Source organism: Pseudomonas sp. URMO17WK12:I12 (genome assembly GCF_000514395.1).
GTDB lineage: Bacteria > Pseudomonadota > Gammaproteobacteria > Pseudomonadales > Pseudomonadaceae > Aquipseudomonas > Aquipseudomonas mucoides.
The window spans coordinates 43,415-59,600 of the sequence record NZ_AZVV01000009.1 but is presented as its reverse complement, the minus strand read 5'-3'; the positions used below and the strand labels follow the sequence as shown (position 1 = coordinate 59,600).

Below are 16,186 nucleotides of genomic sequence, written 5' to 3'. Positions count from 1 at the left end.
TGTCGCATCAGAAACACGATAGGTGATTTGCCGGCCCCGTGACGAGTTTGTGTCGGGAAACCTTATCTCGACGCCTGCTTCACCGCCTCAAGCCAGGCTGGATCCAGACGGGTCTGGTCGGTGTCGATGCCCAGTTCCTCCATTCGCGCCTTGTGCTGATCCATTTCGCGAACCAGCTGACTGTGGTCGCTGGAGTTGGCGTCCAGCTCGTGCATCTGGTGCAGGCCCAGGTGATAGAAACGCAGCAGTTTCATGGCCACTGGATCACCGGTCGCCACCGCTGCGGTGACCTGATGCATGATGTTGGTGATGCTCATCAGGCTGCGTTTGAGCTGCCAGCCGTAGACTGCCGCAGCCATCCATGGCTGGTTCCAGAACTTGCCGCGCATCAGCGCCACCATCAGCAACACCGCGATAAACACACCGCCGACGTTATACCGCAGGTTGTCGCCGCCGGGTTCCCCGAACACCGCCACCGCCGCCGTGGACAGCACCATCGCCAGCGCGAGGAACATCAGGGCAATAATCACCGTACTGCGGCGCGTCTGTTGTCGATAGGTTTGAGCGTTCTGCGGCTGGATTTCGAACATCGCGACAGGTTTCCTTGGGAGCAGAGACAAAAAGAAAGCCAGGCATTATCGCCTCTGCGAGGGATTTAGCTATGCTGGGGCTCCTTTTCATCTTTTCATCGTCAAACGGGGGACATGGCGGTATAGCGCAGTTCGTGCCATCTTCATCCATGGATACACACTATTCGGATGCCCTTCGCGCGGTTCGGCGAGTGACATCGTTTTAAGGATCACTGAATGACCCAAAGACAAGTAATCAACGCCTCGGTCAGCCCTAAAGGCAGCCTGGAAACCCTTTCCCAACGCGAAGTCCAACAACTGAGCGAAGCCGGTTCCGGCAGCACCTACAACATCTTCCGCCAGTGCGCCCTGGCCATTCTCAACACCGGCGCCCATGTCGATAACGCCAAGACCATTCTCGAAGCCTACAAAGATTTTGAAATCCGCATCCACCAGCAAGATCGCGGCGTACGCCTGGAACTGCTGAACGCCCCGGCCGACGCCTTCGTCGACGGCGAAATGATCGCCAGCACCCGTGAAATGCTGTTCAGCGCCCTGCGTGACATCGTCTACACCGAAAACGAACTCGACAGCCAGCGCATCGACCTGAGCACCTCCCAGGGCATCAGCGACTACGTGTTCCACCTGCTGCGCAACGCCCGCACCCTGCGTCCCGGCGTCGAACCGAAGATCGTGGTCTGCTGGGGCGGTCACTCGATCAACACCGAAGAATACAAATACACCAAGAAAGTCGGCCACGAACTGGGCCTGCGCAGCCTCGACATCTGCACCGGTTGCGGCCCCGGCGTGATGAAAGGCCCGATGAAAGGCGCGACCATCGCCCACGCCAAACAGCGTATCCACGGCGGTCGCTACCTCGGCTTGACTGAACCTGGAATCATCGCCGCCGAAGCGCCGAACCCGATCGTCAATGAGCTGGTGATCCTGCCGGACATCGAAAAACGCCTGGAAGCGTTCGTGCGCGTCGGCCACGGCATCATCATTTTCCCGGGGGGTGCGGGCACGGCCGAAGAATTCCTGTACCTGCTCGGCATCCTGATGCACCCGGACAACGACGGCCTGCCCTTCCCGGTCATCCTCACCGGGCCCAAGCATGCCGCACCGTATCTGGAGCAACTGGACGCGTTCGTCGGCGCCACGCTGGGCGACGCGGCGAAGAAACATTACGAGATCATCATCGACGATCCGGCGGAAGTCGCACGGCAGATGACTCAGGGACTCAAAGCGGTCAAACAGTTCCGCCGCGAGCGCAATGACGCGTTCCACTTCAACTGGCTGCTGAAGATCGACGAAGGCTTCCAGCGCCCGTTCGACCCGACCCATGAAAACATGGCCAACCTGGAGCTGAGCCTGGCCATGCCGGCCCACGAACTGGCGGCCAACCTGCGCCGTGCGTTCTCCGGCATTGTCGCCGGCAACGTCAAGGACAAGGGTATCCGCCTGATTGAGCAGCACGGGCCGTATCAGATCCGTGGCGATGCCCAGATCATGCGTCCGCTGGATCAATTGCTCAAAGCGTTCGTCGCCCAGCACCGGATGAAACTGCCGGGTGGCGCGGCGTATGTGCCGTGTTATCAGGTCGTGGCATAACCCACGATCCGACTAACACCCTTTACCCCTGTAGGAGCGAGCCTGCTCGCGATGAGGCCAGATCAGTCAGCATTGATGCTGAATGACACTCCGCCATCGCGAGCAGGCTCACTCCTACAGGGGGTTAGTGGGGTTACAGGTGATCAGCATCAATCACTGCTTTGGCAAACGCCTGCGGATCTTCCTGCGGCAGGTTGTGGCCGATGCCGCCATTGATCAGCCGGTACTCATACTTGCCGGTAAATCGCTTGGCGTAATCCTCGGCCGCCGGATGCGGCGCGCCGTTCGCGTCACCTTCCATCGTGATGGTCGGCACCGTAATTGATGGCGCCGTGGCCAACTTCTGTTCCAGCGCTTCGTATTGCGGCTCGCCCTGCACAATGCCCAACCGCCAGCGGTAATTGAAAACGGTGATCGCGACATGGTCCGGGTTGTTCAGCGCGGCAGCGCTGCGATCATAGGTCGCGTCGTCGAACACCCATTTTGGCGACGCCGTCTGCCAGATCAACTTGGCAAAGTCGTGACGGTTTTTTTCGTAGCCGGCCTGGCCACGATCGGTCGCGAAATAAAACTGGTACCACCACTGCAATTCAGCCTTGGGCGGCAACGGGTTCTTGCCTGCGGCCTGGTTGCCGATCAGGTAGCCGCTGACCGACACCAACGCCTTGACCCGCTCCGGCCACAGCGCCGAGACGATGTCCGCCGAACGCGCACCCCAGTCATAGCCGCCGAGTACCGCCTGTTTGATCTTTAGCGCATCCATGAAGTCAATCACGTCACTGGCCAGCGCCGCAGGTTGGCCGTTGCGCAGGGTCTTGTCCGACAGGAACTGCGTGTCGCCATAACCCCGGGCATATGGAATCAACACCCGGTACCCCTTGGCCGCCAGCAACGGCGCCACTTCGCTGTAGCTGTGGATGTCGTAGGGCCAACCGTGCAGGAGAATCACCACGGGACCGTCAGCAGGCCCCACCTCGGCGTAAGCCACATTCAACAAGCCAGCCTTGACGTGCTTCAGCGGACCGAACGAGTCGTGCGACTCCACGTTCGCCACCACCGGCTCTGCAGTCGGGGTCGCGGCTTGCGCTGTGGCGGCACTGAGGACACCGAACTGCATCAGCGCAACAGCGAGCATCGTTGGTGCCAGGAAGCGGCGGCGTGATTCGGTTTTACGGCTCAACACATTCATCTTCATAGTGATTTCCCTACCCGTCATTTGTCGGTTGTTTTGCACGACTCAGTGGATGGATCAACCGCCCTGATTGCCGCACTCGCGGTGACGATAGTCGGTGGCGGTGAGGCAAGTCGTCTTGTCTCGATGGAAGCCATTTAATCGCCCGCAGGTATCTGCCATGTGTCGTCAACACCGCGTTATTAAGGCGTAAGGTGTCAAACAGCGCCTGCGATACAGTGCGATACAATTCTCCGAATCGAATAAAAAGAGGGTTGGGCAATGGAGCATGTGAACCACATCCTGATCGTCGATGACGATCGCGAGATCCGCGAGCTGGTGGGCAATTACCTGAAGAAGAACGGCCTGCGGACCACGGTGGTTGCGGATGGCCGGCAGATGCGCCATTTTCTGGAAACCAATCAGGTCGACCTGATCGTGCTGGACCTGATGATGCCCGGCGATGACGGCCTGGTGCTGTGCCGTGAATTGCGCGCCGGCAAGCACAAAGCCACGCCGATCCTGATGCTCACCGCTCGTAATGACGAAACCGATCGCATCCTCGGCCTGGAAATGGGCGCAGACGATTACCTGACCAAACCCTTCGCCGCCCGCGAATTGCTCGCGCGGATCAACGCGGTATTGCGCCGTACACGGATGCTGCCACCGAACCTGCTGATCACCGAAACCGGTCGCCTGCTCGGTTTCGGCCGCTGGCGTCTCGACACCACGGCTCGCCACTTACTCGATGAAAACGACACCATGGTCGCCCTCAGTGGCGCGGAATACCGGTTGCTGCGCGTGTTTCTCGATCACCCGCAACGGGTGCTCAGCCGCGACCAGTTGCTCAACCTGACCCAGGGCCGTGATGCCGACCTGTTCGATCGCTCCATCGATTTGCTGGTGAGCCGCTTGCGCCAACGCTTGCTTGATGACTCGCGCGAACCGACCTATATAAAGACCGTGCGCAGCGAAGGCTACGTGTTCTCCTACCCGGTGGAGTTGCTCGGCGCCGAATCCTGATGGGGTTTTGTATCCGTCTGTATAAGAACCCGCGACAGATACGCAAACCCCGATTTCGACGGGTTACAGCACACATCACCGATACACCCGAGCGTTTAACTGTGATCACCGGATAGCAGCCGCTACCGACCCACTCACACTAAACGCACGGAGTATCACCCATGTTCAACTTCTCGAAAGTCTCGTTCCTGGCACTTGGTCTGGCACTGGTCGGTGGTCTCGGTCTGTCTAACCTGGCATCGGCGAACACCGCCCATGCCGTGTCCCACAGTCAGCATCAGCAACGGTTGATGGAAGGTGGTTCGGATCGATTGATCGAAAATCGTGTCGTTGAAGGCGGCGCGGATCGGCTGCAAGAACTGCGTGAACGCGTGGCGCTGATCAGTCCGAACAACGCCGTTCGCGCTGGTGTGGTGGTGGCGGAGAACCGCCCTGAGTTCGGTTCGAAATATCAGCGGTATTGAGCCACAACAGAGATCCCCTGCAGTTTGATTGAGTGGTGTCCAGTAACGAGACCAGCCGCGGTTCCATCGAGCTCTCCAGCACCTCAATCAACGCCAGCGTCACCGGCAGCTTGAAGCGCCGCCGCCCCGCGCTGCCGGGGTTGAGGAATAGCGTATCGTCGCGCCATTCGATGCGCGGTTGGTGCGAATGGCCAGTGATCACCAGTTTGATGTCAGCATCGAGCAACGCCGGAACATCGGCGATGTCATGCACCAGCAACGTGCCCCATCCGTTCAGTTCAAAGCGCAGCAGATCCTCGAGATCTGCCGCCCAAGGCTCGGTCAGGTCATTGTTCCCGCGCACCACCTGCAGCGGAGCTATGGATGCCAGTTGATCGAGAATGTCGCGGCTGCCGATGTCACCCGCGTGGATGATCCGCTCACAGCCCTCCAGCGCCGCCACCGCTTCGGCGCGGAGCAAGCCATGGGTATCGGAGATCACGCCAACCTTCATGCACAACTCCAGACGACGCTTGGAACTCAGGCGTTCAAGGATCTACTTGTGCCATCAGTTCGGCAACCGATTCCTGGCGTTTGGCGTAGCGCTGGGCCAGCACCGCACAGACCATCAACTGAATCTGATGGAACAGCATCAACGGCAGGATCAACACGCCGATGGTGCTGCCGGCGAACAGCACTTGGGCCATCGGCACGCCAGTGGCCAGGCTTTTCTTCGAGCCGCAGAAGAGGATGGTGATGCGGTCTTCCACATTGAAACCAAAGGCTTTGCCCAGCACCGTCGAGGCCACCAACACCAGCCCCAGCAACACGCAGCACGCCACCACCAGCCCGGCCAGTTCCCACAGCGGGATCTGCTGCCAGATGCCCTCGTTCACCGCTTCACTGAACGCGCCGAAGACCACCAACAGAATCGAACCCTGATCGACGAACTTCAGCCAACCCTTGTTGCGCCCGACCCAAGCACCGATCCAGCGCCGCGCAATCTGCCCGGCAATGAACGGCAGCAGCAGTTGCACGCTGATCTTCACAATCGCATCGAGCGTCGAGCCGCCGTCGCCATGCACATTCAGCAGCAGCGTCACCAACAATGGCGTGATAAAGATCCCGAACAGACTGGACGCTGCCGCACTGCAAATTGCCGCCGGAATATTCCCCCGCGCCAGGGAGGTAAACGCAATGGCCGACTGCACCGTGGCCGGCAGCGCGCAGAGGTAGAGCATGCCCATGTACAGGTCGTCGCCGATCAGGGGCGACAGCACCGGTTTGAGCGCCAGGCCGAGCAGCGGAAACAGCACAAAGGTCAGGCTGAAGACCAGCAAATGCAGGCGCCAGTGGCCGGCGCCGGCGATGATCGACTCGCGTGACAGTTTGGCGCCATGCAGGAAAAACAGCAGCGCGATGGCGATGTTGGTCAGCCAGCCAAAGCCCACCGCGACCTGACCGCTGGCGGGCAAAAAACTGGCGAGCAGCACGACGCCGATCAGAGTCAGGGTGAAGTTGTCGGGTAGGAAGCGAGGGCGCGTCATCGAGGGCATCCGGGTTTGCCAGGAACGTGATCTCGACTCTAACGCTTCTGCGGATTACCGACTAACGCTAGTAAGCCAGGAGATGTCGCCTAACGGACATGCCTGACGAGTCAACCTGCGTTCTTGACGCCTGGTGCCATTCAGTGGGAAAACATGCCGGGCCCGAATGGAAGTGTCGGTCATTCACGATCAAGGAAGACTCATGAAAACCCTGTTCTGTTTACTGATCGCCACCGGCGTCGGCGGTGCCTTGCAATACGCGGGCATTCCCCATGGCCTGTTGCTGGGGTCGATTCTGGCAACGGCATTGATCGCCAGTCGTCTGCACTTCTCCCCTACCCTGCGTTTCGGCCTCGGCTACGTACAGATCGTACTGGGGATCGCGACCGGCCTGATGTTTACCGCGTGGGACAGCCACACCGTCGCAGCCATGCTCCCCAGCCTCGGTTTGATGCTGTTTTGCCTGATGGTGCAAAGCTCGGTGGCCGGCCTGGCGCTGCTGAAAATCGCCGGATGGAACCGCAAGGATTCGCTGCTGGCGGTCTACCCCGGCGCACTTGCTGCGATATTCGACTTGCTCGAATCCGAACGCGCGTCCAGCAAAGTGATTGTCGTGCATCTGGTGCGACTGCTCGCCATCACCCTTCTCGTCAGCTTCTGCATTCCCGGACAGACCCACCTGGCGATGGCCGACAGCAACCTGCAAGACATGAGCATGGCACTGCCCCTGCTGTCGCTGATCGCCTTGTGCCTGTTGCTCGGTCGCTTGCTGCTGAACATCGGCGTGCCGGCACCGTTCATGCTCACGGCCATCGTGCTCACCGGCGTCTACCTCAAGTCCGGTTACTTGCAGGGCTTTCACATGCCGTCATGGAGTGTCGACTTCGCGACCGTGCTGCTCGGCGCGCTGATTGGTTCGAAATTCAAGGACATCTCTTTCGGCGAACTCCTGCATCACGGCCGTACCGCCGTGATGTCGGTCGGCCTGATGCTGCTGATCGCTGCCGCATTTGCCGGCGTCGCCGGGCAGTTTTTGGGCAGCAATCCCTTGTCGCTATGGCTGGCGTACATGCCGGGCGCCATCGAGACCATCGCCCTCGTCGCCTTCAGCGGCGGGTTGAATGTCGTGTTCATCCTCACCCATCACCTGGTGCGCATGGTGGTGCTGCACTTTGCGCCGGCACTGGTGGTGCAGGCGCGGCGCTGGCGGGAGGATGTTTGACCGGCAGTCGCGTATCAGAGCAAAGGATTAAGTCGGAGAGATGGTGGCCAGTGCGCCAATCAGAATGGTCAACACCAGAAAACCACCGAGGAAAATTGCCATCTTGCCCATTGGAGCCTCCAACATTGTGAATTCGCGGTAGGCCGTCATTGTGAGCCTGCAACTGAGTGCATTACAGAGGCAGATGGACCAGGAAAATACGGATCAGATGCCCGAAACGAAAAAGCCCCGCCCCACTGATGTGGGACGGGGCTTTCTACTGCATGGACCGCCGTTTTACAGGTCAGTGATTTCCTTGTGGCGTGGCACCAGCGCCTTCATCACGCTCCAGGCCACCAGATAGGCCAGCGAGCAGATCGCGAACATGATCATGTAGCCGGTGTGAATGTCGTTGATCGATTTGTAGTAGTCGAACACGTAACCACCGATCTTCGTCATCACCACACCGCCCAGACCACCCGCCATGCCGCCAATACCGACCACCGACGCAATGGTTTTTTGCGGGAACATGTCAGACACGGTCGTGAAGATATTGCACGACCACGCCTGATGCGCCGACGCGCCTACACCAATCAACAACACCGGCACCCAGAAACTGATGTAACCCAATGGCTGCGCCAACAACACCACCAACGGGAACAACGCGATCACCAGCATGGCTTTCATACGACCGTCATACGGCTTGTCGCCGCGCGCCATGAAGTAGCTCGGGAACCAGCCGCCGCCGATGCTGCCGATCATCGTCATGCTGTACAACACGGCGAGCGGTGCAACGATGGCCGCGCCCTTCATCTCGTATTGCGCCGACAGATAGGTTGGCAGCCAGAACAGGAAGAACCACCACACGCCGTCCGTCATGAACTTGCCGAAGGCAAACGCCCAGGTCTGGCGGTAGGTCAGCAGTTTGAACCACGATACTTTTTTGGCAGCGACACCCGACACTTGCGGGGTGACCACTTGCACCGGTTCATCGGCACGAATGTAGGCCAGTTCCTCGGCCGACAGACGTTTTTGCTGCTCCGGTTTCTCGTAGAGTGCGATCCAGACAGCGACCCAGACGAAGCCCAACAGGCCAATCACGATGAACGCTGCTTCCCAGCCCCAAATGCCGGCAATCAATGGCACGCAGATCGGCGCCAGGATCGCGCCGACGTTCGCGCCGGAGTTGAAGATGCCGGTGGCGAACGAGCGTTCCTTCTTCGGGAAGTATTCCGCAGTGGCCTTGATCGCAATCGGGAAGTTACCCGCCTCACCAATCGCCAGAACCGCCCGCGACAACATGAAACCGGCAATGGACACCGGAATGACAGCCAGCCCGAGCGCACTGCTCAGGAAGCCGATGCCCTCACCCATTGGCACTGCAAAGGCGTGCATCACCGCACCGGTGGACCAGATGCCAATCGCTAACATGTACGCTTTCTTGGTGCCGATCTTGTCGACGAAGCGGCCGGCGAACAACATGGAAATCGCATACACAAACTGGAAAACCGAGGCGATGTTGGCGTAGTCGGTGTTACTCCAGCCAAATTGCGTCGACAGCTGCGGCGCTAAAAGACTGAGTACCTGGCGGTCCAGATAGTTGACGGTCGTGGCAAAAAACAACAGTGCACAGATCGTCCAGCGGTATTTGCCGACCGCCTGGCCGACGCGTTGCGCATTGATGGGCTCGTTCAGATTCATGGCATCACTTTATTATTGGATTATGGTGATGATCTCTCGGTTTCAAGCGAGATCAATTGTGTCGTAGAGCATCGCCAAAACGCGAGGAATCCGCGCCAAGGCTGGTCAGGTTCAGCCGTGTCTTGCGATTAGCCGTTTTGCGCTATCGGTTAACTCACGCGTAGCGCGATCTCAATGGCGCAAGCCGGGCATGCAGTGATGCGAGGCAGCGTTTGGCGGGACAGTCGCCTGTGACGGGCGAGATGGCGCAGACGGGTAAAGCGTCAGGAACGAACCGGAAGCAGCGGCATTCAGCGAGGTGAGGACGCAGGTTGAATTCATGATGGGCCGACACTCTTTCTTATTTTTAGGATGAACAGATCGCTAATCGTCTGTCGTCGTACAACTGTGCCTTTTATATCGAGTCCCATACGACGCTGTCAATCTGAAAAATTGCCGTTGGTCTAGAGAATCACCCCCTTTTAAAAGCCAAATCATCGCTGAACGCTCTGGCGATGGGCTTCACGGCTTGTTGTTCGTCGGGCGATATTAGTGACACGCGGGGACTGAAGTCATCCGTCGATGTTGTACGACGACGCATGTATTCAGGACAATGCGCCTCGCCGGGACATCGGCAAGGCGTTTTAAGTCAGAGAGGCAGGCTTGATGGCTGATCGTCAAGGGTCAGTTCGACACTGTCGCGGTACTCGGGCACGGACACTGACCACCCCAGTTCCAGACTGATGCGTCGGCGCAATACATCCGCGGCGTTGGGCTCGCCATGTACCACATAAGTATGCTTCGGCGGTCGTTTGAACCCGCGCAACCACTGGATGATTTCATCAGCGTCGGCGTGCGCGGACAACGTTTCCATGGGCACCACCTCCGCCCGGATGGGCACGTCTTTACCGTGGATGCGCACCGACGGCGCACCGGCGACGATCTGCGCACCGCGAGTGCCTCCTGCCTGGAAGCCTGGGACCAACAGGGTATTCAGCGGATTCGGCGCCAATGCTTTGAGGTGGTGCAGCACCCGCCCTCCTGTCGCCATGCCGCTGGCGGCGATAATCACCGCCGGGGTGCGCTGCTGATCCAAATTAATAGAGTCACGAGTCGACCGCACAAAGTGTGTGCCCAGGCACATGCCTTCGCAGTCCTCCAGCGACAGCCGATGCTCACTGCGAAAGCGCTGGTACAAGCGCGTGACATCTGTCGCCATAGGGCTGTTGAGGTAGATCGGCAGGTCTGGAATGGCATGCGTCTGTTTCAGCCGATACAAGTAATACATCAGCAATTGAGCACGCCCGACAGCAAACGATGGCACCAGCGTGATGCCATAACGCATGGCCGTGCGATTGATGACCTCGGCCAGTTTTTTCTCCGGAGGCTCGTCAGGGTGCAGACGGTCACCGTAGGTTGACTCAATGAGCAAGAAATCAGCTTGTTCGATGGTTTCCGGCGCGAACATCAGCGGGTCGTTCGGCCGCCCCAAATCCCCGGAAAACACCAGCGTTACGCCATCGGCCACCACTTCGACGGTGGCGGCGCCCAGTATGTGCCCGGCGCCGCGCAACTTAATGCTCATGCCGGGCACAATGTTCACCGGGTGATGCAACTCCAGGGGTCGCAACAGCTTCAGCGCCCGTTCAGCGTCTTGTTCGGTGTAAAGCGGTAGCGCCGGTGCGTGTTTGGAGTAGCCATGCCGATTGGCAAACTCGGCTTCCTCTTCCTGTAAGCGACCACTGTCTCGCAGCAGGATTTTCACCAGCTCACAAGTCGCCGCCGTGGCATAAACCGGCCCGCGATAACCGTTGCGCACCAGCACCGGCAAGTAGCCGCTGTGATCAAGATGAGCATGAGTCAGCACAATGGCGTCGAGATCGCGGACCGGCAGCTGAAAAGGGTCCCAGTTATGCAATCGCAGTTGCTTGTAGCCCTGAAACAGGCCGCAATCGATCAGCACATGCTGGTCCCTGTGTTCCAACAGGTATTTGCTGCCTGTGACCGTGCCTGCCGCACCGAGAAATGTCATTCGCATGGCCGTCTCCTTGATCATCCTTGGGGGCGCGATGGCTTGACGATCATCAAGCTGCACGGCGCCTTGTTCAGCACACTCTCGACGGTACCGCCGATGAACCGGTCGATCCCGTGATGATAGGCGGTACCCAGCACCACCAAGTCAAAAGCCTGTTGTCGAGCAAACTTCACGATCACCTTGTGAGGGATGCCCTTCAGCAGATGTCGGCGTTTCTTGTCGATGCAATAACGTTCGGCAAGCGCATCAAAGGCCTCTTGCTGAGCATCATTGATCGCATCGCTCAAACTGTTATCCAGGCTCAGTGTCGGCACGCTTCTCTCGGTATCCCCCACCACCGACCAGTTGCTGACGTTGAGTACGTGCAAGTCGGCGCCACAGGAGGCCGCCACTGTCGAGGCCAGATCGAGAATCCGGTCATTAAGCCCGTGGCTCAGCTCTTCGAGATGGGACAAATCGACTGCCGCAAGAATGCTCATCGGCTTGGAATTTTTTGCGTCGCTGACCAGATGCAAGGTCGCCGGACAGTCGCGCAGCAACAGCCAGTCAAGGGGCCGGTGGAACGCGCGGTCGAGTACCGGCACATGCGTGGCGTCCTTGATGACCAGGTCCGCATGGAAGTCATTGACGTATTCCACTATGTGCGCAGGGGTGGACCTGGACCAGACGACTTCGGTGGTGACCTGCATACCGATGCATTGATGAAACCGGGCTTGTTGCTCCAGCCAGTGTCGGTGCACCTGCAGGTAGCCCTCCCGCGCCTGAGCCATTGCATCGTGATCAAACAACCCGGCCACCGCCAGCACCTGCACATAATCGAATGCGACGATGTGCAACAGCGCCCCCGTGGCACAGGCCAGCGCATGCGCGCGATCAAACGCCGGGGTGCGGATCATTTCGCAAGGGGCAATCAACAGGATACGTTTAAGTTTGAGCATCATAGACCTCGTCCCGCGAGCGCTTTTACCTGACTGACGGCCAGCCCGCCGTCCAGCCTGAGGCTTCCTGCCATGGCTGATTATTTAAGTTTCGCTTTATCGGTTATTCGATTGGCGCGCTGGTTGGCCTCATCGGCAGCCCGTTGTGCTTGCTCCGCTTTGTTGTACGCCTCATCGGCCCGCAGCCGAGCGGTCGCGGCGTTGTTTTCAGCGGCCTCCAATCGCGCGTCAATTTCCTGAGCGTGCCGATGACTGCAACCGGCGGTCGTTGCCAACAAGATACTCAGTAGTACAAAGGACAAGCGCTTGCTCATGACTTTTCCCCTCGGTTTATCGCAGCGGTGTACTTCACCTGGATTGCCAAAGTATCGGACGCCAGCACTTGCGCACTCTGATTTTTGTCAACTTATAGCTCGCTGACAGTGAGTGAGTGGCTCACTGAAGCCTTGTTGATTTAACTCAATGTTTTTATGCCGCCGGGGCGTAGAAAAAGTGAACCGGGTCCAGGCGGCTTAAAGGCCGCACCTGAAACAGAGGGCGCTGTCATGAGCAACTTGAGTTGGCGTAAAACCATCCTGGAAGCACTTGAGTTCAAGCCTGAAATCAACGCTGCCAATAGGGAAGTTGCCCTCCGGGCGACTCAAGGCGGGCTGCCCTGCCCCTGTCTTCTTGCTGAGTGAACGTCATGAAAAAAACACACCAGTGGAACCTCTCCTACTTCCTGATCGCGTTTGTCGTGTTCACCCTCACTCAGTTACTGTTTGTCGATCGTCACGTTGTGCAGAACATTCCCTACAGCCAGTTCCTGCAATTGCTGAAGGAGCAAAAGGTCAGCGACTTAAAGGTCGAAGCAGGTCAGATCAGCGGCAAACTGCAAGAGCCTATCGAAGGGCACACCCTGTTCTCGACGGAACGGGTCGATCCGGCGCTGGCGGCGGAGCTTGCCCATTCGGGTGCCAGCTTTGCCGGAGTCAACGAAAATACCTTTCTGAGCGGCCTGCTGGGCTGGCTGCTGCCGTTCGCCCTCATCATGGTGGTCTGGCATTTCCTGTTTCGCTCAATGGCGGAAAAACAAGGAATGGGAGGGTTGATGAGCATCGGAAAGTCGCGGGCCAAGGTGTTCGTCCAGCGCGATACCGGAGTGACCTTCGCCGATGTGGCGGGTATCGATGAAGCCAAGACCGAACTGGTGGAAATCGTTTCTTTTCTCAAGGACAAGGCCAAATACGCACGCTTGGGGGCGCACATCCCCAAAGGCACCCTGTTGGTCGGTCCGCCGGGAACCGGCAAGACCCTGGTCGCCAAAGCGATCGCCGGGGAAGCCGGTGTCCCGTTTTTCTCGATCTCGGGGTCGGAGTTCGTCGAAATGTTCGTCGGGGTGGGAGCCGCACGGGTGCACGACCTGTTTGAACAAGCGCGGGAGGCGGCGCCCTGCATCATCTTCATCGACGAACTGGATGCGCTGGGCAAAATGCGGGGCGTTGGTGCATTTGGCGGCAATGACGAAAAAGAGCAAACCCTCAACCAATTACTCGCGGAACTGGACGGATTCGATCCTCGTGAGGGCGTTGTATTGCTGGCCGCGACCAATCGGCCAGAGATCCTCGACCCGGCGCTGCTGCGAGCCGGCCGAATCGACCGTCAGGTGCTGATTGATCGCCCGGACCGAAAAGGCCGGCAAGCGATCCTCAAGGTCCACCTGCAAAAGATCACCACAGAGCCGGGCCTGGATGGCGAACGTATTGCCGACATCACCACGGGCTTCACGGGCGCGGACCTGGCCAACCTGGTCAACGAAGCGGCCATCGTCGCCACTCGCCGCGGCGCGGAGTCGGTCAACCTGGACGATTTCACTGCCGCGGTGGAACGTATCATCGCGGGGGTTGAACGCAAGAGCAGCCTGCTACGCCCCGAGGAGCGCCAGGTGGTGGCGTATCACGAGATGGGGCATGCCCTGGCTGCCAGTAGCCTGCCGGCCATGGACCCCGTTCACAAAGTATCAATCGTGCCTCGCGCCATCGGTTCCCTGGGCTATACGTTGCAACGACCGACCGAAGATCACTTCCTCATCAGCTGCCAGATGCTCAAGGACCGGATTGTCGTCCTGATGGCCGGACGCGCCGCCGAATACCTTGCTTATGGCCAGATTTCTACCGGGGCGGCCGATGACCTGGCCCGTGCCACTGATATCGCCCGGCAATTGATCACCCGGTTTGGCATGAGCGACGAACTTGGGCAGTCGGTGCTGGAGCGGCAAAGCGCGACGTATCTGGGCGAACATATGGGCGGCGGCGAGCGAGACTATTCAGAACAGACCGCCAGGGAAGTTGACCTGGGTATTCGTGCCCTGCTCGATGAAGCTTATGGACGGGCGAAAGCCTTACTCCACAGTCGGCGGGCTGATCTGGATGCCGGTGCACGCCTGCTGCTGGAAAAAGAAACCCTGACGCCGCAAGAATATCCTCCACTGATGCCGATCAAACCCGCCCAGGCCCCGACACAACCGAACGTGGCACCTGCCTGAGGAACGTCCCTTGTCGCCCCCCTTTGGCGCAGTCCTTCACACCTACGCTGCCACCGGAGGTTTGCCATGCTGGCCGTTACCTTGATCAATACACTGGTGGTCATCGTTGTCGTGGTGATTCATTACGAATGCCTGCTACGCCTGAACGATTGGCTGCCCCGGCTCAAGCTTTGGAGCCGCTTCAGGATTGTTGTCGGGGTGTTCGGCGCGCTGCTGGCCCATGCGCTGGAAGTCTGGTGCTTCGCGCTGGTCTATTACCTGATGGTGCGTTCCGGCGAATGGGGCGGCCTGACAGGCAACTTTGATGGTTCGCTGCTGGACTGCGTCTATTTTTCCTTCACGACCTATACGACGATCGGGTTCGGCGATATTTCGCCCGTGGGCAATCTCAAATACCTGACCGGCCTGCAAGCCTTGACCGGCCTGGTACTCATCACCTGGACGGCCTCGTTTCTGTTTCTTGAAATGCAGAAATACTGGAAGCGCAAATAGCAAACGCCGACCTCGCGCTCTCTGTCACGCCCACCTGTCAGTCGGGTCTGACCGCCCCGCCCTCTTCAGACCGCCAAGACGCTGCAAGGCACCTGATACAAAATATGCTCGGTTGTGCTGCCCAGAAGCTTATCCATTCCATGGGACTGGACTTTGCCCATCACAATCACATCCACTTGATGATCGTAGGCAAACTCGCTCAATGCTTTGACGGGGTTTCCTAAAATGAAATGTCGACGATCAGAGGCCACACCATACCGACCGGCCAACTTGAGGAATGACTTCTCCAGGTCACTGCGCAGCGCTTTGGTCAGGTCAGCCAGCGTCAGGCCATCCATGTCTGCCAGGAAGGCGGCGGAAATATCGCAGGCGTACAGCAAATGCAACTCGGCATCACACTGTATGGCGAGGCCGCTGGCTTGCTGGATGATCCGGTCATTGAGCTCGTCGTCGGGAGACTCGGTTTCCGACACTTCGACCGCCGCCACAACCCTGCGTGGCAAGACAAAGCCGCTCCCGCCCACCAGATAAACCGGTACCGGGCAGTGACGCAGCAGATGCCAGTCCAGAGGCGTGAAAAAAGCACGTTTGAGCACCGATTCATGCTGAACCTCCTTGATCAGCAGGTCGGGCTGCATGTCCGAGACGTGATCGAGAATGTCTTGCGGCAAGTCATCCGCCCATGCCACCTCGGTGGTCACATTGATCCCCCGGTCACGCAGGTTTCTTGCCTGCTCCTTCAGCCAGTCTTGATGGTCCTGCAGATACCGCTCCCGAGCCATTTTCCGGTCGCCTTCCTCGAGCAGTGACAACATTTTCCACGGAGCAATCAAGGCGGCAATATGCAAATTCGCATGGCTGGCCTTGGCCAGTGCTGCGGCATGATGGATTGCCTGGGAATGGCGCAGGGCCGGGTTGATGATCAGTAACAACCGTTGATACTGGCTCATGA

14 protein-coding genes and 1 pseudogene are annotated in these 16,186 nt (G+C 58.8%); 6 read left to right on the top strand and 9 right to left on the bottom strand.

Going from position 1 to position 16,186, the window contains the following annotated elements; translation table 11 throughout:
- Positions 1-62: 62 nt before the first annotated feature.
- A complete protein-coding gene (locus D882_RS0112725) occupies positions 63-590 on the bottom strand; it encodes a DUF3087 domain-containing protein (RefSeq protein ID WP_027923608.1) in 528 nt (175 codons plus the stop codon).
- Positions 591-806: 216 nt separating this feature from the next.
- Between D882_RS0112725 and ppnN the strand changes: the two genes are divergently transcribed.
- Positions 807-2,180, top strand: a complete 1,374-nt coding sequence (ppnN, locus tag D882_RS0112720; RefSeq protein WP_027923607.1) for a nucleotide 5'-monophosphate nucleosidase PpnN — start codon at positions 807-809, stop codon at positions 2,178-2,180.
- A gap of 133 nt (positions 2,181-2,313) precedes the next feature.
- On the opposite strand, the gene D882_RS0112715 is transcribed toward ppnN, so the two are convergent.
- Entirely contained in the window at positions 2,314-3,375 is a 1,062-nt protein-coding gene (locus D882_RS0112715; RefSeq protein WP_027923606.1) for an alpha/beta fold hydrolase, read from the bottom strand.
- 258 nt (positions 3,376-3,633) lie between these two features.
- On the opposite strand from D882_RS0112715, the gene D882_RS0112710 reads away from it, so the two are divergent.
- Both D882_RS0112710 and D882_RS1000000132025 read left to right on the top strand, forming a co-directional pair.
- Positions 3,634-4,374: a response regulator gene (locus D882_RS0112710; protein WP_027923605.1), complete on the top strand. Its 741-nt coding sequence runs from the start codon at positions 3,634-3,636 to the stop codon at positions 4,372-4,374.
- Positions 4,375-4,535: 161 nt separating this feature from the next.
- A complete protein-coding gene (locus D882_RS1000000132025) occupies positions 4,536-4,838 on the top strand; it encodes a phage infection protein (RefSeq protein ID WP_081743953.1) in 303 nt (100 codons plus the stop codon).
- A 37-nt stretch (positions 4,839-4,875) separates the two neighbouring features.
- Here the strand turns inward: D882_RS1000000132025 and D882_RS01000000131055 are convergent.
- Both D882_RS01000000131055 and D882_RS0112700 read right to left on the bottom strand, forming a co-directional pair.
- Positions 4,876-5,331: pseudogene (locus D882_RS01000000131055) on the bottom strand (metallophosphoesterase family protein); the annotation flags it as partial.
- A 34-nt stretch (positions 5,332-5,365) separates the two neighbouring features.
- Positions 5,366-6,364, bottom strand: coding sequence for a bile acid:sodium symporter family protein (locus tag D882_RS0112700; protein ID WP_027923604.1), 999 nt, complete (start codon positions 6,362-6,364; stop codon positions 5,366-5,368).
- 202 nt (positions 6,365-6,566) lie between these two features.
- Between D882_RS0112700 and D882_RS0112695 the strand changes: the two genes are divergently transcribed.
- Entirely contained in the window at positions 6,567-7,586 is a 1,020-nt protein-coding gene (locus D882_RS0112695) for an AbrB family transcriptional regulator (RefSeq protein ID WP_027923603.1), read from the top strand.
- 276 nt (positions 7,587-7,862) lie between these two features.
- Here D882_RS0112695 and D882_RS0112685 read toward each other — a convergent pair whose 3' ends face one another.
- The 4 genes from D882_RS0112685 to D882_RS0112670 all read right to left on the bottom strand — a co-directional run bounded on the left by D882_RS0112685 (position 7,863) and on the right by D882_RS0112670 (position 12,532).
- Positions 7,863-9,266 carry an MFS transporter gene (locus tag D882_RS0112685; RefSeq protein WP_027923602.1) on the bottom strand — a complete coding sequence of 468 codons (1,404 nt, stop codon included), beginning with the start codon at positions 9,264-9,266 and terminating at the stop codon, positions 7,863-7,865.
- Between the two features lie 628 nt (positions 9,267-9,894).
- Complete coding sequence (locus D882_RS0112680; protein WP_228758760.1) at positions 9,895-11,283, bottom strand: MBL fold metallo-hydrolase RNA specificity domain-containing protein; 1,389 nt, start codon at positions 11,281-11,283, stop codon at positions 9,895-9,897.
- Between the two features lie 14 nt (positions 11,284-11,297).
- Positions 11,298-12,218: a universal stress protein gene (locus tag D882_RS0112675; RefSeq protein WP_027923600.1), complete on the bottom strand. Its 921-nt coding sequence runs from the start codon at positions 12,216-12,218 to the stop codon at positions 11,298-11,300.
- An 80-nt stretch (positions 12,219-12,298) separates the two neighbouring features.
- Positions 12,299-12,532 carry an Lpp/OprI family alanine-zipper lipoprotein gene (locus D882_RS0112670; protein ID WP_027923599.1) on the bottom strand — a complete coding sequence of 78 codons (234 nt, stop codon included), beginning with the start codon at positions 12,530-12,532 and terminating at the stop codon, positions 12,299-12,301.
- A gap of 371 nt (positions 12,533-12,903) precedes the next feature.
- Between D882_RS0112670 and ftsH the strand changes: the two genes are divergently transcribed.
- A complete protein-coding gene (gene ftsH, locus D882_RS0112665) occupies positions 12,904-14,742 on the top strand; it encodes an ATP-dependent zinc metalloprotease FtsH (RefSeq protein WP_027923598.1) in 1,839 nt (612 codons plus the stop codon).
- Between the two features lie 66 nt (positions 14,743-14,808).
- Positions 14,809-15,234 (top strand): potassium channel family protein, encoded by a 426-nt coding sequence (locus D882_RS0112660; protein ID WP_027923597.1) that lies wholly within the window; start codon positions 14,809-14,811, stop codon positions 15,232-15,234.
- A gap of 65 nt (positions 15,235-15,299) precedes the next feature.
- On the opposite strand, the gene D882_RS0112655 is transcribed toward D882_RS0112660, so the two are convergent.
- Positions 15,300-16,184, bottom strand: a complete 885-nt coding sequence (locus D882_RS0112655; RefSeq protein WP_027923596.1) for a universal stress protein — start codon at positions 16,182-16,184, stop codon at positions 15,300-15,302.
- Positions 16,185-16,186 lie beyond the last annotated feature (2 nt).